Annotated in this window: 20 protein-coding genes and 1 pseudogene; 12 read left to right on the forward strand and 9 right to left on the reverse strand. The window is 58.8% G+C overall.

Annotated elements, in window-relative coordinates:
* Nucleotides 1–4: 4 nt before the first annotated feature.
* The 10 genes and pseudogenes from E1J61_RS28225 to E1J61_RS28270 all read left to right on the forward strand — a co-directional run bounded on the left by E1J61_RS28225 (nt 5) and on the right by E1J61_RS28270 (nt 10,235).
* The gene (locus tag E1J61_RS28225; RefSeq protein WP_133097228.1) at nt 5–541 is read left to right on the forward strand and encodes a 6,7-dimethyl-8-ribityllumazine synthase; all 537 of its coding nucleotides are present in this window, start codon (nt 5–7) and stop codon (nt 539–541) included.
* 67 nt (nt 542–608) lie between these two features.
* A complete protein-coding gene (locus tag E1J61_RS28230; RefSeq protein WP_133097229.1) occupies nt 609–1,145 on the forward strand; it encodes a GNAT family N-acetyltransferase in 537 nt (178 codons plus the stop codon).
* Between the two features lie 155 nt (nt 1,146–1,300).
* Nucleotides 1,301–2,455, forward strand: coding sequence for a nitrate/nitrite transporter (locus E1J61_RS28235; RefSeq protein WP_243737011.1), 1,155 nt, complete (start codon nt 1,301–1,303; stop codon nt 2,453–2,455).
* Nucleotides 2,456–2,700: 245 nt separating this feature from the next.
* Nucleotides 2,701–3,699 carry an MDR family oxidoreductase gene (locus E1J61_RS28240; RefSeq protein WP_133097230.1) on the forward strand — a complete coding sequence of 333 codons (999 nt, stop codon included), beginning with the start codon at nt 2,701–2,703 and terminating at the stop codon, nt 3,697–3,699.
* A 305-nt stretch (nt 3,700–4,004) separates the two neighbouring features.
* On the forward strand, nt 4,005–5,414 hold the full coding sequence (locus E1J61_RS28245) for a TIGR00366 family protein (protein ID WP_133097231.1): 1,410 nt from the start codon (nt 4,005–4,007) through the stop codon (nt 5,412–5,414).
* Nucleotides 5,415–5,495: 81 nt separating this feature from the next.
* Entirely contained in the window at nt 5,496–6,992 is a 1,497-nt protein-coding gene (locus E1J61_RS28250) for a class I adenylate-forming enzyme family protein (protein ID WP_133097232.1), read from the forward strand.
* 26 nt (nt 6,993–7,018) lie between these two features.
* The gene (locus tag E1J61_RS28255; protein WP_207951266.1) at nt 7,019–7,849 is read left to right on the forward strand and encodes an enoyl-CoA hydratase/isomerase family protein; all 831 of its coding nucleotides are present in this window, start codon (nt 7,019–7,021) and stop codon (nt 7,847–7,849) included.
* A complete protein-coding gene (locus E1J61_RS28260) occupies nt 7,850–9,049 on the forward strand; it encodes a nitrate/nitrite transporter (protein ID WP_207951267.1) in 1,200 nt (399 codons plus the stop codon).
* Nucleotides 9,050–9,203: 154 nt separating this feature from the next.
* Nucleotides 9,204–9,905, forward strand: coding sequence for a TetR/AcrR family transcriptional regulator (locus tag E1J61_RS28265; RefSeq protein WP_243737012.1), 702 nt, complete (start codon nt 9,204–9,206; stop codon nt 9,903–9,905).
* A gap of 31 nt (nt 9,906–9,936) precedes the next feature.
* Nucleotides 9,937–10,235 (forward strand): annotated as a pseudogene (locus tag E1J61_RS28270) (nucleoside monophosphate kinase).
* A 52-nt stretch (nt 10,236–10,287) separates the two neighbouring features.
* Here E1J61_RS28270 and E1J61_RS28275 read toward each other — a convergent pair.
* The gene (locus E1J61_RS28275) at nt 10,288–10,875 is read right to left on the reverse strand and encodes an XRE family transcriptional regulator (RefSeq protein WP_133097233.1); all 588 of its coding nucleotides are present in this window, start codon (nt 10,873–10,875) and stop codon (nt 10,288–10,290) included.
* Entirely contained in the window at nt 10,868–11,623 is a 756-nt protein-coding gene (locus E1J61_RS28280; RefSeq protein WP_133097234.1) for a helix-turn-helix transcriptional regulator, read from the reverse strand. The genes E1J61_RS28275 and E1J61_RS28280 overlap by 8 nt, the downstream gene beginning before the upstream one ends.
* Nucleotides 11,624–11,859: 236 nt before the next feature.
* Between E1J61_RS28280 and E1J61_RS28285 the strand changes: the two genes are divergently transcribed.
* Nucleotides 11,860–12,891: a 1-aminocyclopropane-1-carboxylate deaminase/D-cysteine desulfhydrase gene (locus E1J61_RS28285; RefSeq protein WP_133097235.1), complete on the forward strand. Its 1,032-nt coding sequence runs from the start codon at nt 11,860–11,862 to the stop codon at nt 12,889–12,891.
* A gap of 380 nt (nt 12,892–13,271) precedes the next feature.
* A complete protein-coding gene (locus tag E1J61_RS28290; protein ID WP_133097236.1) occupies nt 13,272–14,660 on the forward strand; it encodes an amino acid permease in 1,389 nt (462 codons plus the stop codon).
* Nucleotides 14,661–15,066: 406 nt separating this feature from the next.
* On the opposite strand, the gene E1J61_RS28295 is transcribed toward E1J61_RS28290, so the two are convergent.
* The 7 genes from E1J61_RS28295 to E1J61_RS28325 form a co-directional block, all read right to left on the reverse strand.
* Complete coding sequence (locus tag E1J61_RS28295) at nt 15,067–15,741, reverse strand: tyrosine-type recombinase/integrase (RefSeq protein WP_371704820.1); 675 nt, start codon at nt 15,739–15,741, stop codon at nt 15,067–15,069.
* Nucleotides 15,742–15,970: 229 nt separating this feature from the next.
* Nucleotides 15,971–16,351 carry a VOC family protein gene (locus E1J61_RS28300; RefSeq protein ID WP_133097237.1) on the reverse strand — a complete coding sequence of 127 codons (381 nt, stop codon included), beginning with the start codon at nt 16,349–16,351 and terminating at the stop codon, nt 15,971–15,973.
* An 81-nt stretch (nt 16,352–16,432) separates the two neighbouring features.
* A complete protein-coding gene (fghA, locus tag E1J61_RS28305; protein ID WP_133097238.1) occupies nt 16,433–17,350 on the reverse strand; it encodes an S-formylglutathione hydrolase in 918 nt (305 codons plus the stop codon).
* A gap of 10 nt (nt 17,351–17,360) precedes the next feature.
* The gene (locus E1J61_RS28310; protein WP_133097239.1) at nt 17,361–18,467 is read right to left on the reverse strand and encodes an S-(hydroxymethyl)glutathione dehydrogenase/class III alcohol dehydrogenase; all 1,107 of its coding nucleotides are present in this window, start codon (nt 18,465–18,467) and stop codon (nt 17,361–17,363) included.
* Nucleotides 18,468–18,502: 35 nt separating this feature from the next.
* Nucleotides 18,503–19,225 carry an enoyl-CoA hydratase/isomerase family protein gene (locus tag E1J61_RS28315; RefSeq protein ID WP_133097240.1) on the reverse strand — a complete coding sequence of 241 codons (723 nt, stop codon included), beginning with the start codon at nt 19,223–19,225 and terminating at the stop codon, nt 18,503–18,505.
* Nucleotides 19,222–20,403 (reverse strand): CaiB/BaiF CoA-transferase family protein, encoded by a 1,182-nt coding sequence (locus tag E1J61_RS28320; RefSeq protein WP_133097278.1) that lies wholly within the window; start codon nt 20,401–20,403, stop codon nt 19,222–19,224. Before E1J61_RS28320 ends, E1J61_RS28315 begins: the two co-directional genes overlap by 4 nt.
* A 71-nt stretch (nt 20,404–20,474) precedes the next feature.
* Nucleotides 20,475–21,878 carry a short-chain fatty acid transporter gene (locus tag E1J61_RS28325; RefSeq protein ID WP_243737013.1) on the reverse strand — a complete coding sequence of 468 codons (1,404 nt, stop codon included), beginning with the start codon at nt 21,876–21,878 and terminating at the stop codon, nt 20,475–20,477.
* Nucleotides 21,879–21,928: the final 50 nt, after the last annotated feature.

The raw sequence follows: 21,928 nt of genomic DNA on the forward strand, positions 1-21,928 counted from the left end.
TGTTATGAAGACATGCATTTTTTCCCGCGAATCGCGTGTGGCGTTCATTCAGGCGGAGTGGCATAAGGATTTGCTTGAGAATGCACGCGAGGGATTCCTGCGTCGCATGGGTGAGATCGGAGTGTCGAAGGAAACAATCGACTTCTTCGATGTACCAGGCGCGTTCGAGATTCCGCTGTTTGCCAAACGGCTCGCAGCGCGCGGTGACTATGCAGCCGTCATTGGAGGCGCGCTCGTTGTTGACGGGGGTATCTATCGGCACGAGTTCGTAGCACAGACCGTCGTGGACGCTCTGATGCGTGTCCAACTCGAGACGGACACACCTGTATTCTCGATGGTCCTGACGCCACACAATTTCCGCCCGGAGGAACCGGTGCATGCATTCTTCGCGAAGCATTTGATTGCCAAAGGGGAGGAGGTGGCGGATGCTTGTTTTCAGACGGTCGGGCGACTTGCTGGCTTGCGTGGGGGAATTTCTGCGGAGGCGGCAAGACATCTTGCTCCCCGTGCAGTAGCCCATCTGGTTCCGACAGTCGCGTAGTGGCCCGATGCCGTGACGGCGATGGGAAACAACCGAAGAAGAGCAACGACATTTGAAGGTGTAAAGAATGACAGAAATCACGATTCGCGACGCTGCGCCAGAAGACATGGAGGCTGTGTGTGCGATCTACAACGATGCGGTGGAAAATACTACCGCCATCTGGAACGAGGTCCTTGTCGATGTCGGAAACCGTGTCGACTGGTTGGCGGCGCGTCGCAAAGCTGGTTACCCGGTGCTTGTAGCGCAGGACGAGAAGGGTGTCGTAGTCGGCTATGCGTCGTTTGGTGATTGGCGCGCATTTGATGGATATCGTCATACCGTGGAGCACTCGGTGTATGTGCGAACCGACCAGCGTGGCAAGGGTATTGCCGGCTCGCTGATGAAAGCTCTCATTGAGCGTGCGGATGAATTGGGCAAACACATCATGGTAGGCGCCATCGAAGCGGGAAATGCGAGCTCGATCCGGCTACATGAAAAGCTGGGCTTCGAGCAGGTTGGCCTGATGAAGGAGGTTGGCACGAAGTTCGGCAAGTGGCTCGACCTAGTTTTCATGCAACTTAACATCGACCACCGCAGTGACCCGGATGGTGCACGGAAGCAGTAGCGCAGACGTCTTCCCCATCGCCCCCTCACAGATCAAAGATTTTGCGCTGGCTAATCCCGCGGACGCTCCGGTACCAGCGCAGAATACATTCCCAGAATATGGTTCAGTCCTCAAATACCGCTCTGAAGTCGCGATCGCTCCGTCTCGACCCTGTAATGACAATAGCCGCCGCGCAATTGTTCGGGACCTCGCTCTGGTTCAGCGCCAACAGCGCCGCCGACGATCTTGCACGGACTTGGGGGCTGACGGCCGCAAATATTGGCATGCTCACGGCGGCGGTTCAGAGCGGCTTCATTTTGGGAACTCTGGTATTCGCCCTATTTGGACTCGCGGACAGGTTCTCCGCGAGCCGAATCTTTTGCCTTTCGGCGCTGCTTGGCGCCGCCTTCAATGCGTGGTTTGCGTGTCTTTCGGGAGATTTCTCCGCTGCGATCGGACTTAGGTTCGCTGTGGGCGTGTGTCTTGCTGGCATCTATCCGATCGGGATGAAGCTGATTATTAGCTGGGCCCCGGAGAGAGCAGGGGCGGCGCTTGCATTGCTGGTGGGCATGCTGACGTTAGGGACTGCGCTACCGCATGGCTTGCGCATCGTTGCCGCGCAATGGCCCTGGCAGTACGTCATGGCTGGTTCGTCGTTTCTAGCATGTATTGCGGCAGCAATGGTCATCCACTTGGGCAACGGATCGCACTTGCCCGTGCGCCGCCAGGAGGGCCCGAATCCGGGCAATCCGTTGCATGCTTTTCGCGATCGCCAGTTCCGAGCGGTAGCGGTCGGCTATTTCGGCCACATGTGGGAGCTCTATGCGTTTTGGACGGTACTACCCATGCTTGTTGCTCGCTCGTCCCTGCCTTCGCTCTTCGAAGTCCAAGGAGTCTCAGCGCTGGCGTTCTCCATTACTGGTGTTGGCGCCGTCGGATGCGTCTTCGGCGGCTTGCTGACACGTTGGGTAGGCAGTGCCCACGTTGCGCTCAGTGCGCTCGCGATATCCGGCGCGTGCTGCCTCCTCCTGCCATTTGCAGCGGAGTCGCTATCGCCAGGTTGGTTGTTGCTCTTCTTTTTGATTTGGGGGGCAGCAGTCGTGGCGGACTCGCCACAGTTTTCAGCGCTCGCTGCCAAGGCATGCCCGCCGGCGCTGGTCGGCGGAGCGCTCGCGATTCAAAACTCGATCGGATTCGCGTTGACGGTGGGTTCCATTGCCCTTGTGTCCACATTGCTCGGCGATCTGGGGATGAGAACTTCCTGGATCCTTCTGCCAGGCCCGATCGTGGGAATCTTGGGCTTTCTGTTGCTTCGCCGTAGTCCCCGCTGAGTCGGGGCTGTGCAAGCAACCGTGTCACGAGACTGCTTGGCTCCTTTCGAGCTGGCGCCGAGACTGGCGTAAACCCTCGTTGGTCCTTCCTTGACGGTGGGCGATTGGCTCCTTATAGTTGACTGGCCGTCTAGTTAGATGTGGCGCCGTGTGGCAAAGCCCAACGACACAACTGAACTTGCTTCGAGGTCAGCCGTTTTTATGCAACGGCTCTCAAAAGAGGGCCTACCCAAGAGGATTTACCCATGAGCATTGACCAATTCCGCGCAATGGTGCTTCGCGAGGAGGATGCGAAGACCGTGGCCACCGTCGAAAACCTTACCGTCGATGCGCTGCCCAGCGAAGACACGCTTGTGAAAGTTGAGTACTCCACCCTCAACTTTAAGGATGCGCTGGCTGTGACCGGCCGCGGCAAGATCGTGAAGTCATGGCCGCTCGTACCCGGTATTGATTTTTCCGGAACCGTTGTTGAGTCATCCAACCCTCAATTCAGGGCTGGCACGAAGGTAGTTCTTACGGGGTGGAGCGTCGGTGAAAAGTACTGGGGAGGCTACTCACAGTACCAACGAGTAAAGAGTGAGTGGCTTGTCCCGCTGCCGGAGGGGATTACTACGCGGCAGGCGATGATGGTGGGGACGGCAGGATTTACTGCCATGCTGTGCGTGAATGCGCTCGAACGCGCAGGCGTTAGGCCGGATATTGGCACGGTGCTCGTGACTGGTGCGGCCGGAGGCGTAGGCAGTGTCGCGGTCGCGATTCTGAAGAAGCTGGGCTACCAGGTCGCTGCTCTGACTGGCGATCCGGCGAAGCATGACTATGTCGCCACGCTCGGCGCTGCCGAGTTCGCGGATGGCCCGCAGTGGGCAAACTCGCCTCGGCCGCTGGAAGGGCAGCGATGGGCTGCCGCGATCGATACCGTCGGCTCCAAGGTCCTGGCTCGTGTCCTTGCCGAAATGCAGTATGGCGGCGTGGTGGCGGCTTGCGGCCTCGCGGGCGGTGCAGACCTACCGACTACCGTAATGCCATTCATTCTGCGCAACGTAAATCTCATTGGGGTGGATTCGGTGATGCTGCCCACACAGGATCGGATTTCCACCTGGAGCCGTGTGGTCAGCGATCTGCCTTTCGAAATGCTTGAAGGCATTTCTGCTACTTCTGTATCCCTTGAGGACGTCAAGAATGCTGCGGACCGCATGCTTGATGGCAAGCTGAAGGGCCGCGTTCTTGTCGAGGTAAACGCCTAGTTATATCTGTGCCGGCCAATGCCGCCAGCGTCATACGCAGGCAGACAATCACAGCCACGGGAGGTAGCCATGTACCTCGTCTTCATCGTCCAGTGCGCGGGGTCACCAGCAAGGGCCTTGTCGAGATGGGCGAGCGAACTTCTCCACCTGAATTATCCGGCCACGCCGGGGATTGAAGTCCCATGAGTGGAGCCTTGGCTGAAGCCCGGGCAGCCACTTCTTAGCAAACTAGATGACCAGTCAACTGGCACGGGCGCCCTTGCATGACGGGGTATGTATGTCTATAGCGCTATTGGAGACAAGCGATGGACTTTTCCGATTCGAATTCACACGGAGTGCCGACGGAATCTGAAGCGATCGTCGGTGGCAGTGTTATCCGGCGTCTGAGCCGGTTGTGCGTGCGCCTGGTAGAGCAGGTCATGCCAGATCCCTTTGTTATCGCGGTTCTGCTCACGGGGTTCACCTGTGTGCTGGCGTATGCCATCGCTCCGAAAGGTGCGCCTTCGGAGATTTTGACGGGGTGGTACGACGGCGTCTTTAAGATCGCGAGCTTTGCATTTCTCGTAGCGCTTACGCTGGTGACCGGCCACGCGCTGTCCACCTCCAAGCCCGTCTCGAAGCTGCTCTCTGCGACCGCAGACCTGGCGACCTCGCCAGCGGGAGCCATGGTCCTCACGTTCTTCGTCTCGTTGATCAGTACGCTGCTCAACTGGGCGTTCGGCTTGGTCGTTACAGCGCTCTTTGCACGCGAGGTGGCAAAACGCGTCAGGGTAGACTTCGCTTGGCTCGTGGCAGCAGCCTACGCTGGCTGGTCCTTCTACGTTTGCGGAATCTCGAGTTCCATTGCGCTGCTGAGCGCAAGCAGTGGCTCGCCGATGAACATCATCGAAAAGCTGACCGGGAACATCCTTCCCATGAAGGATTTCCTGTTGTCTCCCTTAAACTACCTGCCGCTTCTGTTGCTGTCCGTGATCATCCCATTTGTGTTCTGGTTGATGATGCCGAGCGCGAAGGAAGCCGTACCCGCGGATCCGGAGAAACTGAAGAAAGAGGATGCGATCGCTGAGGATGCACCAGCCCCTGCAACGATCGCAGGCTGGCTGAATCACAGTTGGATCGTCAACATCATTCTGGTAGGCACGGGCGCCTGGTATATCGGCATGAAGGTCGCCTCAGGCGCATTCAAGCTCGATCTGAATATGCTTGTCCTGATCTTCCTTCTGCTTGGCCTGTTGATGCACTGGACGCCCCGTGCGTACCTCAAGGCCGTCAACAATGCTGCCCGGGTGGCTGGGCCGATTCTGCTGCAATTCCCCCTCTATGGCGGCATCATGGGAATCATGTCGGCCACCGGGTTGGCTGACTGGATGTCCGAACTGTTCGTCCAGTATTCCTCTGGTCAGACCCTGTCGTTCTGGACATTCATCTCTTCACTCATCATCAGCGTATTTGTCCCTAGTGCGGGCGGGCACTGGGTCGTGCAAGCCCCCTTCGCGGTACCCGCTGCAACAAGCCTTGGTGTTCCCCCCGGCGCAGTAGCCATCGCGGTGGCATTGGGGGAAGGTGCCGCCGACATGATTCAACCGATGTGGGCGATCCCCTTGCTCGCGATCGCCGGAGTAGGCCTGGGTCGCGTTATGGGTTACACGCTAATTATCTTCTTTGTAATGTGCACGGTTATGGGCGGCGTCCTGCTCATGTTCCCTCACGGTTAAGCGGCGGACCGGCATCGACTTGCGACGTCGAGCGTCTCTCGATTTTCGACGTCGCACCAACCCAAAACACATGGTGAAGCAATGAAGCAGAACATCCTCGCAACTCGCCTTGAACAAGCCGCAAGCACCTATAGTGATCGGGTTGCACTCACCGGTGAGGGCGTAAAATTGACGTACTCGGAGTGGCTGGATCGATCGCGCCAGATCGCGAAGCACTTGACCGAGTTTGGTCTGATCGAGCATGAACCGGTCATGGTCAAATGTTCCAACCATCCGCTAGATTTCGTTGCGTTCCTCGGGGTATGGCTTGCTGGTGGTGTTGTCGCACCAGTGCATCGCACGACGCCGGATGCAGTCGTGTCCGCTATGCAGGCAAAGGCCGATTGCCAACTTTGCGTCGATCTCCTGGACGAAGTCGAACCGCTGAAGGCGCTACGTGTTCAGGGTGAACTGGCAAGTGATGCAAGCCGGCGCCAGAACTTGGAGGACGGTGCTCTGATCATTTTTACCTCCGGATCGACCGGATTGCCGAAGGCCGCGGTGCTTTCACATGCGGCGTTCTCTGGCAAACTGGATCAGAACCAGCGGCTACTGTCCATCCAGTCCGACGACGTGACAATGCTTGTGCTGAACAACACGTTCAGCTTTGGTATCTGGGTATCGCTACTGACGCTGCTGGCCGGAGGGCGGTTACTCACGCAAGCGAAGTTCTCGCCAGCCGATTTTGTGGAATCCCTAGCCCGCGAGGGTGTCTCCTTCCTTGGAGTGGTCCCGACCATGGTGCGTGCAACTTTTAGCGCCCTCAGTGAAGGAGAGCTTGCGAATGCGAAGGCCAACCTGCAAGCGGTTGCTCGCCTGCGTTCAGTCGTGATCGGCGGTGAACCGCTGGGCAAGGACCTTTCACAGTCGCTCCGCGCCTTCATTCACCCGGCTGCGCTCTTCGACATCTATGGCCTGACGGAGACTTCCACCTGTGACTTCGTGCTTCAGCCTCGCGATTTCGACACACATGAGGGCACGATCGGTCAGCCGTTTCCCGGAATCGAGTATCGAGTTGTATCGGCTGCGGATGACGAAGAAGGGCCAGGAGAACTGCAACTCCGCTCGCCGTATTTGATGAGTGGCTATCTGGGAGATGAAGAGTTGTCCAAGGCTGCCTTCGAGGATGGCTGGTTTCGCACCGGCGATCTGGCCGTCCGTCACAGCGATGGCTACGTATCGATAGTCGGCCGTCTGAAGGACGTTATTGTTCGCGGGGGCAACAAGGTTACGCCAGTGGAGGTGGAACGGGCCCTTACTCGCTGTCCCGGTGTCGCAGCGGCCCTGGTAACTGGCACCTCCGATCCTGTGATGGGACAGAGAATTCAGGCGTTGCTGGTACCGAAGGCTGGTGGCGAGATTGATGCCCTTCTGGTGCGAGCTGAGCTGACCAAGATCCTGGAGAAATTTAAGCATCCTGACGCTTGCTTCGTCGGTACCGAGTTGCCCACTGGGAGGACTGGCAAGGTCGATCGCGGCCAGCTTGCCAAATGGCTGGCAACACAATCGGTCGCTCCCTTGCCTTTCTGGAAGGCATAAGCTCTGCCGTCCATTTACCTTACATCATGAAAACGATGAACCCCTTTGAGTCCATTCAGGTTGAAGTCGGCGATGATGGTGTGGCCGTTCTCCAGCTCAATCGCCCGCAGCGCCTTAACGCGCTGTCCAAAGATATGCTTCTGGAAATCTGCGATGCAATGACGCACCTGGAGGCTGAGGAGCGCGTCCGAGTGATCGTTCTCACGGGGGCAGGGAACGGATTCTCTTCGGGCTTCGATCTGAAGGACCAGATGGATCGACGACCACAAGGCCCTCAGGTCTGGAGAGAGATCCTAGATCTGGACTTTACAGCGACAATGCGGTTCTGGCGCAGTCCGAAGCCGACCATCGCTGCCGTGCACGGTCCCTGTGTCGCTGGGGCTTTTGAGATGGCGCTTGCCTGTGACATGACCATTGCCTCAGAGGATTCTTTCTTTGGGGAGCCAGAGCTGCGTTTTGGAGCCGGAATTGTCACCATGCTCTTGCCTTGGATGACATCGCCGAAGCACGCGAAGCGGATCATCTTGAGCGGTCAGGATCGTGTGGGAGCAAAACTTGCCATGGAAATGGGGCTGGTTAGCGAGGTCGTCCCGCCTGGCGAGCATCTGAAATCTGCCTTACGCATTGCTCGAAATATCGCGAAGATGGACCCGGATCTCGTGCAGCAGACCAAGAAGGCCATCCAGCGCACGTATGACATCCAGGGTATAGAGACAGCGCTGGCCGCGGCCTTGGATATCGACCACAGTATCGAGTCGCACGGTTCACCCGACAAGGTGAAGTTTATGGACATCGCCCGAAATGACGGGCTGAAGGCGGCGCTAGCTTGGCGCGCTGAACGCTTTGAAGAAGAGTAAATGAAGCTGTCTCGCTTTCCCATCGGCGTTATCGTCGTAGCCCAGCTTCTTGGCACTTCCTTGTGGTTCAGCCCCAATAGCGCGGCGGAGAGCCTTGCGCACGCATGGGGCATCTCCACACCAGAACTCGCGCAGTTGACGAGTGCCGTACAGCTCGGCTTCATCGCGGGAACACTTCTGCTCGCCACTTCCGGTCTGGCAGACCGGTTTCCGGCAAGCCGAATCTTCTGGATAGCCAGTGTCCTGGGCGCAGCGTTTAACGCGGTCTTTGCGTTAGCACCGATCTCATTTAGCCAGGCGCTCCTTGTTCGTGGTGCAGTCGGCGTATGTCTGGCCGGCATTTATCCACTGGGCATGAAGATGGTGATTTCGTGGTCCAAGGGAAATGCAGGCAAGACACTGGGACTTCTGGTTGCGATGCTGACGATGGGCACAGCATTACCGCACGGCGTGCGGGCTGTTGGGGCCTCGTGGTCCTGGCAAGCGGTTGTCCTAACGTCGTCGGTGCTTGCATTAGTCGGCGGTGCAGTGATCGCGGCCCTTGGTGACGGTCCACACTTGCGAAGCGCATCGGCGCCACGGCGAAATTCCTGGGGGACCGCCTTAACGGTGTTCCGGGAGCCCGCGTTTCGCTCCGCTGCAATGGGCTATTTTGGCCATATGTGGGAACTCTATGCATTCTGGGCGGTCGCGCCGTTCCTTGTCGCGCATGTTCTTGGCATTGGCGGCGTCGACGCAAAGGGAGCGGCGTCGCTTGTAACGTTCGTCGTGATTGCCTCGGGTGCACTGGGTTGTGTCGCCGCCGGAATGATGAGCCAGCGGTTTGGGAGTGCGCGTGTTGCCGCCACTGCGCTGGCGCTATCGGGAGCGATGTGCCTGGTCTTTCCGATCGCCGCTCATCATGGGACCGTCGCACTCTGCATTGTCATCCTGCTGATATGGGGCGTCTCGGTGATCGCTGACTCTGCCCAGTTCTCCGCCTTGTCGGCGCAGGCGTGTCCACCGCACTTGCTAGGTAGTGCTCTTGCCATCCAGAACAGCATCGGCTTTCTCGTTACGGTGCTGCCGATCAATATGGTAGTGGGAATGGTAGGTGAGTTGGGACCGGACGTTGCCTGGCTGCTATTGCCAGGCCCGATAGTGGGATTGGTATTCCTGCGACGCCTCATCTATCCGGGACTGCGCCGACAGCCTGGCTAGAAAGCGGCATGTAAGGCGCTTTCCGCGCAGTTCTCCGCAGGGAGCCGGAAGTCGCAGGGCGACCTAGTTGACCAGTCAGCCAAAAATGCATAGGATGGGACTGCGATTGTCAGTGCATTCGATGAAGTAGTTCACCCTGTGTAGGAGAGCCACATTGACCGAGAAGACTAAGCGATCGACGGGACAAAGTCGTACCCGCGATGGGAACAAGCGCGAGGACCTGCTTCGAATCGGCGTGGCCGTCTTTACGGAGAAAGGATTCTATAACACACCGATCGATGAAATCGTTGCGGCTGCAGGCGTCCCCAAAGGGTCATTTGCCTATTACTTTGGCAGCAAGGACGCATACACGGTGCAGGTGATTGAACGGTATGCGGAGTACTTCAACAAGAAGCTTGATCGCATTCTGTCCGATACGTCGGTGGAGCCTATTGAGCGCGTTAAGGCGTTTATGGATGAAGCAACCGCCGGGATGGAGCGGTATGAGTTTCGGCGCGGGTGTCTTGTCGGCAATCTAGGGCAGGAACTTGCAGCTCTGGACGAGACATTCCGCGAGGTGCTGCTGTCGACCGTTCAAGGATGGCAGTCACGTGTGCAAGCATGCTTGGAAGAGGCTCAGCATACAGGTCAGCTTTCCGCCGCCGTAGACACTAAAGGCCTTGCGAGGTTGTTCTGGTATGCGTGGGAAGGCGCTGTGCTGGGCTCCAAGCTCGAAAAATCTCGCGGTCCTCTTGATGCCGTCAGCCAAGCGTTCATCGGACAGTTGCGGTCACTGAGTCCGACCAAGGAAACCTCGGAAGTGCGAAAGAGTTCCGGAAGGCGACGCGCGATCGGCAAGTTTGAGCGTGCCAGTTGAAAGAGGCCTCATCAACAGATGGCCATAAACAATGAGGCAAGAATGCGCTAATTCTGCTAGGTGCGCTGGTAAAGGCACGCAGACAGAGTTTATCTGCGAGAGATTTGGCATTCCGCAGATCTCTACCGGTGACATGCGGCCCGCCGCGGTGAAGGCGGACACGCCCTCGGGCATCGAAGCCAAGAAGGTGATATGGGCGCCGGTGCACTGGTGTCAGATGACCTCATTGTCGGCCTGGTGAAGGACCGCCTTAAGCAGGACGACTGCGAAGCAGATTACCTGTTCGACGGCTTTCCGCGCACGATTCCACAGGTTCTACGGCCAGCGTGATGAAGGGATCATGGGCGAGTTGTTGAAACATTCGCCCAATCAACTTGCTACCTTAGCGCTTGACCAACGCCACGAGATAGATGCAGGGCTTGTTGCCAGGATTGATAAAGGTGCAAGGTGCCGGAGGGCCGAGTTGCAGACAGTCGCCGGCTTCCAGCCGGTGCACTAATTCGCCTTCCTCGAACACCAGGCTGCCCTGGAGTACCCAGATTTGCTGGTGCTGAAAGATGAAGGCCGATGAGGGATAAGAAATCCGAACGTTGGCTGGGAGCATGATTTCCACCAGTTCTAGCATGCCTCCATTGCGCGGCGACACGGCACGCCTGGTATAGCCGGTCTCAGGATCGGTCCAAACCGGCTGATCCGCAGCGCGGCAAAGGCGGTCACCCGCCTGTTCGGCCAGTGCCAGCAACATCGAAAGTTGCAGGCCAAACGCCCCGGAGAGCCGGCCCAAGACCGTTGCGGTTGGACTCGCCTCGCCACGCTCGATCTTGCTGATCATGGCTTTCGACACGCCGGCGCGCTCAGCAAGGTCACCCATTGACCAACCCCGCGATTCGCGCTCTATGCGCACGCGAGCCGAAATCGCGTCCGTTGGGTCCGAAGGCGTACGGGTGGAAGGGGAGGAGGTATCAGTCATGGCTGTCATTATACGGACCCTGCTGGCCGTCTCGCTGCACGATACGCTTGCGGAACTCGTCGGGCGTTGCGCCCATTAACCGATGGAACATCGCGATAAAAGCGGATGAAGTGCTGTAGCCCAACTCGAGGGCCACCGCTTGCACGGCCAATCCTTCCTCCAGCATCGAAAGCGCCCGCACGAGTCGCAATCGCTGCCGCCACTCCAGGAATGACATTCCCAGATCGCGCTGGCAGCGCCGCGACAAGGTACGCTCCGTACTATGTACAGCTTTTGCCCACGCCTCGAGTGGACGACTGTCGCCTGGTTGCTGGCGCAAGGCCTCAAGTACTTGACTCAGCGCTCGGTCTTCCGAGTTGGGCAAGTAAGTATCTTGACGGGGCGCACGGCTCATCTGGTCAACTAACACCCGCATTAGCCGCTCGTCGTCGCCATCCCGAGGGTAGTCAACCTGCCTCGCCATCAAGTCGGCCAAAATCGCCTTAATGATGGGGCCAACCGCCAAAGTACACACCTGCGTCGGCAGTCTATCGCATAGGTTTGAAGCGATGTCCAAGACGCAATAGCACGCCTCTGACCGTGTACTAGCCTCGTGTTCTGTCTGCGGGGGCAACCACAGCCCGTAGTGCGGCGGCGTCAAGTACGTGCGATCTCCGACAGTTAGCTCAATAACACCGCTGAAAGAAAACACGAATTCACCCCAGTCGTGGCTTTCGTTGGGATACGACGTCACCTCTTTGAGCTGCATCGTTCGGAACACGAGCTCATGTGGCAAGGACCTTCCGAGCGGGTAGGAAATTTCAGCGCCGGGCATCTTGTCGGAAACGTCGTATGAGTTGGCGGGATTTCATTATATCGCTGTAGTCTGCCACCTTCACAATCCTGCCATGGGGTATCGGCCCCGGCCAACGAAACGTGCCGTGTGCCTGCATCGTTCGCCGGCTCCCCAGTCACTTATTAGGTAAAGATCACTTGAGGAGCACAATGAACGCCCTAGATACACTTGCCAGAGTTCCAAAGCTTAACCTCCGCGGCTTTACATCTCCCGTGCAATACTTGGAACGGTTTAGCGCGAAGCTAGGCGTCGAGGTATGGTGCAAGCGCGATGACATCGGCACGGTGGGGCTTGCGGGAAACAAGGTACGCAAGCTTGAAGTTGAGCTTGCTCATGCTGTTGCTCACGGTGCTAAACACTTGGTGGCGGAAGGATCGCGTCTTTCCAATGCAACTCGCGCGGTAGCTGCAGCTGCGGCAGCTACCGGTCTTCGTTGCACACTCGTGCTGTGCCACAACGAACCGCGTGAACCGGTGGGCAATCTGCTTTTAGATGGCCTTTTCGGCGCAGATCTACGATTCGTCGGCGACGTGACCTGGCCAGAACTCGCTCAGCATGCTCAGGCGGTGGCCACCGAACTCGAAAATAGTGGCGAAAGCGTCTTTCGACTCCCAATCGGCTGTGCCTCGGAGCGAAGCTCTTTGGGATTTGCGATCGCGTACTCCGAGCTTCGCGCGCAAATGGCTGAGCACGGTCGTGAAATCGGCACCATCGTACATGCCAGTTCCTCAGGCGGAACACACTCCGGTCTGGTGCTCGGAAACGTGCTTTACGGCTCTAAAAGCACCGTAAGGGGAATCGTCGTCGCCGCAGACGTCTACGATGATGTTCCAGGTCAATACCTAGCCTATGCCCAAGGCGGCGCACGACTAATCGGGGCGGAAGTAGAACTAACTCGCAGCGACATCAACCTCACTGAAGACTACCTTGGCGACGGCTATGGCCTGCCCGCGCCAGGAGTTATGGAGGCGATTGATCTGCTCGCCACGACGGAAGGCATACTCGTAGATCCGGTCTACAGCGCAAAGGCAGTGGTAGCGCTTATCGATCTGGCCGCGAAAAAGGAACTGAAAGGTCCTGTCGTCTTCTGGCACACGGGCGGATATCAGGCGCTATTCGATCCTCACTACTCTCGCAAAGTGTGGAGCGAAATCAAGAGGCTTTCAGCTGTGCCGCTTTAGAGGCTAGCGCCAATCATTTTCAAATCTTCCGAAAATAATACCGACTTAGGAGCGCGACAGCCGGTGCTTCCGTTCCAATTGCCGAATATCAGAAGAGTATTGATTCCTTGCTAAATATTCCATGGCAAGCGTTCCACGCGCGGTATTTGTTCTGATTACCAGCTTGATTTCGTGAGAAGGCGAAGGCCCGAGTCTGTCCGAGTGACCTCGCTTTGCGCGAGGCCTCTCGTAAGTTGACGCACCTGCTTCCGAATTAAAACAAGACTCAACACTTTTTAGCACCGCATGGCTGCTACCAAAAACGACATAAAGCCGTCCGACAAAGGCCGAGGACCCATGGACCACATTCCGGCCAGCAATAGAATTAGTGGAGACAACACATGACGTCGAAGCACGAAAACGATAGCTTGATGCGCGGGCTAACAAACCGCCATATACAACTCATCGCGCTTGGTGGTGCGATCGGAACTGGGCTTTTTCTCGGAATCGCCCAGACCATCAAGATGGCAGGCCCCTCCATATTGCTCGGCTATGCTGTTGCGGGTGTCATTGCATTTTTCATCATGCGACAACTCGGCGAAATGGTCGTGGACGAACCGGTCGCTGGCTCATTTAGCTACTTTGCTGACAAGTACTGTGGCCAGTTCACCGGCTTTGTCGCCGGTTGGAATTATTGGGTGATGTACATCCTCGTGAACATGGCAGAGCTATCTGCGGTAGGAATCTATGTTCAATACTGGTGGCCGGAAGTTCCGACATGGGCATCCGCGCTTGTCTTCTATGTCATGATTAACCTCATCAACCTGACAAGTGTCAAGTCGTACGGCGAGACAGAATTCTGGTTTTCTATTATCAAGGTAGCCGCCATTCTTGGCATGATTGGTTTTGGCTCCTGGCTGCTTTTCACTGGTCGTGCGGGCCCCGAGGCCACCATTTCTAACCTTTGGCAACACGGCGGCTTCTTCCCGAATGGTGTGTCAGGTCTCGTCATGTCCATGGCGGTCATCATGTTTTCGTATGGCGGTCTCGAACTCATCGGGATCACTGCAGCAGAGGCTGACAACCCCAAGAAAAGCATTCCGCGGGCGACTAATCAGGTCATCTATCGAATCTTAATCTTCTACGTTGGCGCACTTGCAGTGTTGCTTTCCCTCTACCCTTGGGAAAAGGTGGTGACGGGTGGCAGTCCTTTCGTACTGATCTTCCATGCGCTAAACAGCAACATCATTGCGCATGTGCTGAACGTTGTTGTGCTTACAGCCGCGCTGTCGGTCTATAACAGCGGCGTGTACTGCAATAGCCGTATGCTCTTTGGCCTCGCACAACAAGGCAATGCACCGCGTGCACTACTTCAGGTTAGCCGTCGCGGCATTCCGGTTGTCGCAATCGGCCTGTCAGCAATAGCAACCGCGTTCTGCGTAGTCATCAACTATTTCATGCCAGGCAAAGCCTTTGAGCTTCTCATGGGGTTGGTCGTGTCGGCCATCGTAATCAACTGGGCAATGATTAGCTTGATTCACCTGAAGTTCCGTAAAGCCAAACGAGAGGCAGGAGAAACTACCCAGTTCAAGAGCCCCCTCTACCCGATCACCAACTATGTTTGCTTGGCCTTCATGGCGGGCATTCTACTAGTTATGTACCTCACACCGTCTTTGCGCCTGTCTGTCTACCTCATCCCTGTATGGATTGCTGCGCTTGGAGTCGGCTATTGGTTGAAGCAACGTCGGTCGGACTTCGCTCTGCCCAACCAAGGGGCCGCACGCCGCTAGCAATCCAGCTCACGGGAACACACAATTCTGCAGGGCGCCCAAAGTAAGTTTGCCCGAGCCGGTTGGGCGTGCATCAAAACGACGGGGGTGAAACCATGAAGGGCTTTATCACCGTCGTTCGGTATAAATGAGTTACATGGGCCCCACCCGCAACTGTCAGAAGGGCCAATGTGCTTTCATCCGGCGACTTATAAGAAAACGGAGCTCACATCGCAGTCCGGCTATTTCGCAATACAATGACCCCGAAAAGCGCTCGGCCGTGGTCAAGACCATGCCGTTTTCAACGTCATGAAAGGGATCTCAGCGTCCTTCCAGCCGATCCGGTGCCCTGCGTGGCTTCGTGGCGCGCATCCTCTTCGCTATGCCGGTAGCCGCTCGCTTTGTGCGCGACGTTGTCGACAGCGAGCTATGGCCGAAGTCGCCTGTCGACCTGCCGGTCGGTCATGTGCGAGCCGGCGGTGTGGCGCAGCCAATGGGCCGAGGCAGTGGCCAGCACCGCGGCTTGCGCCTCCCACTCTGGCCCGCGTCGCCGCAAGCGCGCCGCGGCCATGCCGAATACTTCTTTCAGGATCAGGTGCAGCGCGCCGCGCGACAGCGGTTTCTCACCGCTTCCAATCACCGGCAGCACCAGCGGACGCGTCTCCCCGAACTGCGGGGCAGGCGGTAGTTCGTGGGCGCGGCGGTAGCGCGCCAGTTCGGCAATCAGTTTGTCGGTCGCCGGCACCAGGCGCGTCTTATTGCCTTTGCCGGTCACCTCCAGCCACCAGCGCTCGACCCCCTGTACATCGCGCCGGCAGAAGAACGCGCCCATGGTGGTGGCCGTCAGTTCGGATGCGCGCAAGCCGCCCAGATAGAGCACCGTCAGCACCCAGCGGCAGCGGGCCGCGTGCAACTTTTCCCGCGACGTCTCAGTCGGCATTTTCGCGACGGTGTCTTTGACCGTCTCCCACAGGTCGTGACTTAGATAGCGGGTGATGCGCGCCCGGGTGGGGGCGCGCCGGCGGCGGGCGAGGGCGAGCGGGTTGCCGGCCAGGTAGCCCGCCTCGGTCAGCCAGGAGAACAGCGCGTTCAGGATCACCATCGCTTGGCGCACCCTGCCGGGCGACAACGGCCCGGCAAACGGGCGCCAGTCAGGATGGCCGGGAGACGACGGACGCTCCCCGCTACAAGATCCTCCACGCCAGCGAGGCTTGTCACACAAAGTGCGGAAGACCCAATTTACGATCGCCGTTCCGTGGCGACCAAAGACAGACGGCAAAGCCCACTCATCGCTCTGAACGTACCGCTCAGAGCGATGACACACTTATAGGTTACGCTGGATCAAAACAATAGGTACAAATCTTGTTGCCATCGGGGTCCCGCACATATGCCGCGTATGAGGTGGGGGTGAAGCTCCGGGGACCTGGCGCACCTTCATCCCGGGCGCCCAGGCTGATTGCGGCTTCATGGAAGGCATGGACCGCTGAGCGATTGGGGGCGGAAAAGCTAATGGTCCCACCGTTGGCATACGTGGACGGCAGGCCGTTCCCCGGCTTGGTGACCATGAATTCCGGGCCGTCCACGCCCCATAGCGAGGCCGTGTCCAGATTCATGACGCGGCTGATGCCAAGTGCACCGAGAACGCCATCATAGAATGCGCGAGCACGCTCCAGGTCGTTGGTGCCTACAACAATATGGGAAAAGATTGCCATGTTCAAACTCCTTTGTGGGTAGAAAAAGAGTGGACACAATGCGCTATCAAGCATCAGTTGCCGCGCATTGGTCGGGTGTCACTAAGCCGGCATCAACGTGTTCCGGAGTTGAGCATTCCAACTAGCAGCGCTGGCCAACAACGGGCGGCGGCATCCATTCAGGATGCTTCCATGAAAACGTACGTGATCCTCGACGAATGAAGCGATGAAGTAATAGCCATGGTCGTAGTCCTCATGTCTTCGGAGAATGAGGTTTTGACCAACGTGGGCGCAAGCCGCTGCGAATGCGTCAGGAAGAAGTTGTTCGTGCAGAAACTGATCCGATAGTCCTTGATCGATCAGGATTCCGTCCGCAAAAGGAGGGCGAATGTGCTTCAGCATTAGCGCAGTGGCATCATGATTTTCCCAAACGATCTTGTCATCGCCGAGGTAACGGTACAACGCGTTCCGACCCCAGGGGCTGGTCGAAGGCGTGCAGATTGGCGCAAAGGCCGACACCGAGCGGAAGCGCTCCGGATGGCGTTGCGCCAGCACCAGCGCGCCGTGGCCGCCCATCGAATGCCCGAAGATCCCCGCGCGCGAGGCCTCGCCCGGCAGCGCGGTGGTGACCAGGTCGAACAGCTCCCCGGCGACATAGCTTTCCATGCGCCAGTGCCTGCTCCACGGCGCCTCGGTGGCGTCGACGTAGAAGCCCGCCCCCACGCCGAAGTCCCACGCATCGGCCTCGCCCGGCACGCCCGCGCCGCGCGGGCTGGTGTCGGGCGCGACCAGCATCAGGCCATGCTCGGCGGCGAAGCGCTGCGCGCCGGCCTTGATCATGAAGGTCTCTTCGTTGCAGGTCAGGCCGGCCAGGTAGAACAGCACCGGCACCTTCGCGCCGCCCTGCGCCTGTGGCGGCAGGAACACCGAGAACCGCATCGGCAGCCCGATTGCCGCCGAGTCATGGTGGTAGAAGCGTTGCACGCCGCCATGGCAGCCGTGTTGTGAGATCAGTTCCATGGCGCGTGCCTCAGTACAGCACCACCGAGCGGATCGACTCGCCGCGCTTCATCAGGTCGAAGCCTTCGTTGATGCGCTCCAGCGGCAGCGTGTGCGTGATCAGGTCGTCGATATTGAGCTTGCCCTCCATGTACCAGTCGACGATCTTGGGCACATCGGTGCGGCCACGCGCGCCGCCGAAGGCCGAGCCTTTCCACTCGCGCCCGGTCACCAGCTGGAACGGACGCGTCGAGATCTCGGCGCCGGCCTCGGCCACGCCGATGATGATCGACTTGCCCCAGCCCTTGTGGCAGCACTCCAGCGCCTGGCGCATGACCTGCGTATTGCCGATGCATTCGAACGAGTAGTCCGCACCGCCATCCGTCAGCTGGATGAGGTGGTCGACGACGTTCTCCACTTCCTTCGGGTTGACGAAATGTGTCATGCCGAACTTGCGCGCCATGGCCTCGCGCGCCGGGTTCAGGTCCACGCCGATGATCTTGTCGGCGCCAACCATCTTGGCCGCCTGGATCACGTTCAGGCCGATGCCGCCCAGGCCGAACACGACCACGTTGGCACCGGCTTCCACCTTGGCGGTGAACAGCACCGCGCCCACGCCGGTGGTCACGCCGCAGCCGATGTAGCAGACCTTGTCGAACGGAGCGTCCGGACGGATCTTGGCCAGCGCGATCTCCGGCACCACGATGTGGTTGGCGAAGGTCGAGGTGCCCATGTAGTGAAAGATCGGCTTGCCATCGAGCGAGAAGCGCGAGGTGCCGTCGGGCATCAGGCCCTTGCCCTGCGTGGTGCGGATCGCCTGGCACAGGTTGGTCTTGCGCGACAGGCAGAACTTGCACTGGCGGCATTCCGGCGTGTACAGCGGAATCACGTGGTCGCCGGGCTTGAGCGAGGTCACGCCGGGGCCGACGTCGGTGACGATGCCAGCGCCTTCATGGCCCAGGATCGCCGGGAAGATACCTTCCGGATCGGCGCCGGACAGCGTGTAGTAATCGGTATGGCAGATGCCGGTGGCCTTCACTTCCACCAGCACTTCCCCGGCGCGCGGGCCGTCCAGGTCCACGTCTTCGATGGTCAGCCGAGCACCGGCTTCCCAGGCGATTGCAGCTTTCGTCTTCATAGTAGGCGCGTCTATAGTGTCAAAGTGGGTAAGCTCTATCGGCCGAGGTATTGCTCGATGCGTTGCCGCAGCCCAGGTTCCGCTGCGGACCGAACCAATGCCGCCATGTCGACATCCGCTGTCGGTGGATGTACCGCGGCGTAAAGGCTCTCCTGCGCCCGTGGGGAAAGCACGGTGGCGTCCTTGAGGTCACGCGCGAAGAGAGCGGTCCAGTCATCCTGCTCGGTCACGCGGGAGACCAGATCAATCTGGTTCGCTTCATCGGCGGAAATTTCACGAACAGTCTGCAGGATTTCGCGCGCCCGTTCGGTGCCGACAAGCGCGGCGAAGCGGCGCGTTCCAAGCACCAGATCAAACAAGAGACCCGGCATGCGGAATTTTGCGTCTGACGTGGCATAGCGCCGCTTGCATGCCGCGAACAGATCGACCCCGGCTCCGAAGTTCCGCCCCTGCGCGTAAGCTACCGTCATACAGGGCGAGTACGCGATCAATTGCAGCAGCGTTTCGATCCTGACCAGGCGAAGGAGAAGACTCGCGTCTGTTTCCTGGTCGAGGCTGCCGAGGTCAAAGCCTGCGCAGAAATTGCGCCCCATGCCTCGAAAGGCGATGAGCCTGACAGCGTCATCGGTGTGGGCCTGGCGGATCGCCTGGATCAATGCTTCGACAAGCTCTGGAGACAGGGCATTCAGCTTGTCGGGCCGATTCAGCGTGAGCGTAACGGAATCACCGCCCCTATTCACGATCAGATTCTCATTCATTGCACGAACTCCTCATTGGATTCTTGGCTTGCGCCTAGGATTTCCATGTTGTGCTCCCCTAATGCCGGGGGAGCACTGCGGATCGGCAGGTTGTTTCCGGACAGGCGAATCGGCGAGGCAAAGGTACGAGTCTCCACACCATTGGGCAGCGTGAGGGGTTGGACCCATTGCATGTGTTTCACCTGTTCGTCGGCTAGCACGTCGGAGTAGTTGTTGATCGGCGCGCATGGCACCCCGGCAGCCCTGAATCGCATGAGCCAGGTCTCCGCGCCCTCCCGAATGAACTCGGTTTCCAGTAGCTCGCGCAGTTCAACCTGATGCTTAGCCCGAAGCGCCGGACTAGTGAAGCGGCTGTCGACCAACATCTCGTCGCGCGCCATGACGTCACATACCGCGCGCCACAGCGCATTGTTGCCAGCTGCCATACCAAAGTAGCCATCGCGGCAGGCGAAGACCTGATACGGCGCATTGCGCGGGTGGGCGCTTCCCAGCTTGACCGGGTCGCGGCCACTGCCGAAGAATTCGGAAGTCTGCAGGGCAGCAATGCCAAGCGTGGCACCGAGCATTGAGATATCAACGTGCGTGCCCTTGCAGGTTGCGCTTGCCTGTTGTAGCGCGCAGACCGCGGAAAACGCGGCGTAGAGCCCGGCGGAAAAATCGGCGATCGGCACGCCGCACTTCACGGGCGGGCCGCCTGCCTCGCCTGTCACGCTCATGATGCCGCTCATGGCCTGCAGGGTCAGATCGAAGCCGCCTTCGCTGGCCCGTGGGCCAGTCTGGCCGTAGGCGGAAATTGAACAGTAGACCAGTTGCGGATTTCTTTCACGTACGGCCTCGTAACCCAGGCCCAGCCGATCCATGACGCCGGGCCGGTTGTTTTCAATCAGGATATCTGCTGTGTCGATCAGATCAAGGGCCCTCGCCAAATCCTCAGTTTTCTTTAGATCTAGTGTGACCGACCGCTTGTTCCGATTCAGAGAGGCGAAGTTTTCGCTGTAGCCGGCCGAGATGGGCGGCCAACTCCGCAACGTATCCCCGGTTTCCGGATGTTCAATCTTGATGACGTCAGCCCCCATGTCCGCCAGCAACATGGCGCAGTAGGGGCCCGCAGCCACATTGCAGATCTCGATTACCCGGACGCCTTGCAGGGGGAGGGCGTGTTGTATTGGATTGGTCATCGTGAGTGCCTGGAATTGATTGGAAAGTGGGGCCGGCGGAAGCAGGGGTGATTCCGCCGGGAGACCATCGGTCATGCGCTGATGTGCGGCACGACCAGCAGGTACAGCAAGCCGAAGAATGTTCCCGCGGTGATGAAGCTGACCAGCGTGAATCCCAGCACCCGCTGCACGCCAACGCCAGCGATTGCAACGACGGGAATGGCCCAGAAGGGTTGCAGCAGACTGCCGGCTAGCTCACCCGCTGCTACGGCCATCGAGGTGCCTGCCAGGGTTGAGCCAAGCTGTTGTGCTGCAGGAATCGTGAAGGGGCCCTGCACGGCCCAGTGACCACCGCCGCTGGGGATGAAGATGGTGATGATGATGGAGCCAAGATAGCTCCAAAACGGTAGCGTATCGGTGGACGCGAAGCGGATGAACGATGCCGAGGCAACTTCTGCCAGGCCGGTTGCATGCATGATTCCCATGATGCCCCCGTAAAAGGGATACTGCAGCAGCATGGGCCCGGTCACCTTCGCCGCTTCCGTCACCGCATGGACGTAGGCGCCGGCGCTTCCGTGCAGGCATAGCCCGGCGAGCAGGAAGATGAAGATGACTGTATTAATGTCCAGGTGAATGCCGGTCGCGCTCCATTGCTGCACTAGGTACGCTGCACCAGCCACGACGAACAACAGTGCGCACAGCCGGGACCTTTCAAGCAGACCCGCCAGGCAATCGCGCCGCTTGGGAGTGGCGACAGCGGCTTCGCTGGCCTCGATCGCCTTCGGATCTGCAGCAATCGTGTCGCTCTCCGATGGGCGCATCATCATGAACACCAGCGGCAGCAGCAGTGTGGCGATGAGCCCGGCCACGAGATTCCAACCGGAGAAAACCGTATCCGCCAACGGTACTACTGCGCGGGTGTGTTGCTCGACGATGTTGAGGGGGTTCCCCGGCGTGGCGATGGACAGAGCGATCGAACTGGACATGCCGGTGAAGGCCCAGAGAACCCACGCCGTGTACCCAGCCGCCACGAGCCAGGCGAAGTCGACGCGAACCCGCTTGGCAACTTCCTTGGCCAGCATCGCCCCGACCACCAGGCCGAATCCCCAGTTAAGGAACGTGGCGAAGGCACCCACGATTGAGACCAGCGCGACCGCTGACAGGGGGCCGGTGGCGAGCATGGTGAGGCGTTGCAAGCCGCGCCGGATGACTGGAGCACTGGCCAGGGCGTAGCCCGTGACCAGCACCAGCACCATCTGGAACGCAAAGGTGAAAATTCCAAAAATGCCCTTGTACCAGCCGGACAGAATGTTGCTGACCGAGCCGCCGGGGGCAAAGACGGCTGCACAGGCCGCCGTCATCGCCGTCAGCAAGATCACGATCACGAACGGATCGGGCATCAGGCGTTCAAACAGATAGACGCATGATGCGATTACGCGCTGCATCCATGTCTTTTGTGACAGGGGCCCGGACAGGGCGATCTCCTGTGCATCCATGATTTGTCTCCTCACCAGAGGGTTGTGGGCCCGTATCGGGCCTCTGTAGT

It is taken from the genome of Cupriavidus sp. L7L (genome assembly GCF_004353535.1).
GTDB lineage: Bacteria > Pseudomonadota > Gammaproteobacteria > Burkholderiales > Burkholderiaceae > Cupriavidus > Cupriavidus oxalaticus_A.

Bases quoted from the DNA above. Each gene is read 5' to 3' on its own strand.
- E1J61_RS28260 (WP_207951267.1), top strand. From the start codon at position 7,850: ATGAAGCTGTCTCGCTTTCCCATCGGCGTTATCGTCGTAGCCCAGCTT.
- E1J61_RS28235 (WP_243737011.1), top strand. From the start codon at position 1,301: ATGACAATAGCCGCCGCGCAATTGTTCGGGACCTCGCTCTGGTTCAGC.
- E1J61_RS28240 (WP_133097230.1), top strand. From the start codon at position 2,701: ATGAGCATTGACCAATTCCGCGCAATGGTGCTTCGCGAGGAGGATGCG.
- E1J61_RS28225 (WP_133097228.1), top strand. From the start codon at position 5: ATGAAGACATGCATTTTTTCCCGCGAATCGCGTGTGGCGTTCATTCAG.
- E1J61_RS28295 (WP_371704820.1), bottom strand. From the start codon at position 15,741: ATGGTGATCCTGAACGCGCTGTTCTCCTGGCTGACCGAGGCGGGCTAC.
- E1J61_RS28280 (WP_133097234.1), bottom strand. From the start codon at position 11,623: ATGCAGCTCAAAGAGGTGACGTCGTATCCCAACGAAAGCCACGACTGG.
- E1J61_RS28245 (WP_133097231.1), top strand. From the start codon at position 4,005: ATGGACTTTTCCGATTCGAATTCACACGGAGTGCCGACGGAATCTGAA.
- E1J61_RS28230 (WP_133097229.1), top strand. From the start codon at position 609: ATGACAGAAATCACGATTCGCGACGCTGCGCCAGAAGACATGGAGGCT.
- fghA (WP_133097238.1), bottom strand. From the start codon at position 17,350: ATGGAACTGATCTCACAACACGGCTGCCATGGCGGCGTGCAACGCTTC.
- E1J61_RS28290 (WP_133097236.1), top strand. From the start codon at position 13,272: ATGACGTCGAAGCACGAAAACGATAGCTTGATGCGCGGGCTAACAAAC.
- E1J61_RS28255 (WP_207951266.1), top strand. From the start codon at position 7,019: ATGAAAACGATGAACCCCTTTGAGTCCATTCAGGTTGAAGTCGGCGAT.
- E1J61_RS28250 (WP_133097232.1), top strand. From the start codon at position 5,496: ATGAAGCAGAACATCCTCGCAACTCGCCTTGAACAAGCCGCAAGCACC.
- E1J61_RS28300 (WP_133097237.1), bottom strand. From the start codon at position 16,351: ATGGCAATCTTTTCCCATATTGTTGTAGGCACCAACGACCTGGAGCGT.
- E1J61_RS28320 (WP_133097278.1), bottom strand. From the start codon at position 20,403: ATGACCAATCCAATACAACACGCCCTCCCCCTGCAAGGCGTCCGGGTA.
- E1J61_RS28325 (WP_243737013.1), bottom strand. From the start codon at position 21,878: ATGGATGCACAGGAGATCGCCCTGTCCGGGCCCCTGTCACAAAAGACA.
- E1J61_RS28275 (WP_133097233.1), bottom strand. From the start codon at position 10,875: ATGACTGATACCTCCTCCCCTTCCACCCGTACGCCTTCGGACCCAACG.
- E1J61_RS28315 (WP_133097240.1), bottom strand. From the start codon at position 19,225: ATGAATGAGAATCTGATCGTGAATAGGGGCGGTGATTCCGTTACGCTC.
- E1J61_RS28285 (WP_133097235.1), top strand. From the start codon at position 11,860: ATGAACGCCCTAGATACACTTGCCAGAGTTCCAAAGCTTAACCTCCGC.
- E1J61_RS28310 (WP_133097239.1), bottom strand. From the start codon at position 18,467: ATGAAGACGAAAGCTGCAATCGCCTGGGAAGCCGGTGCTCGGCTGACC.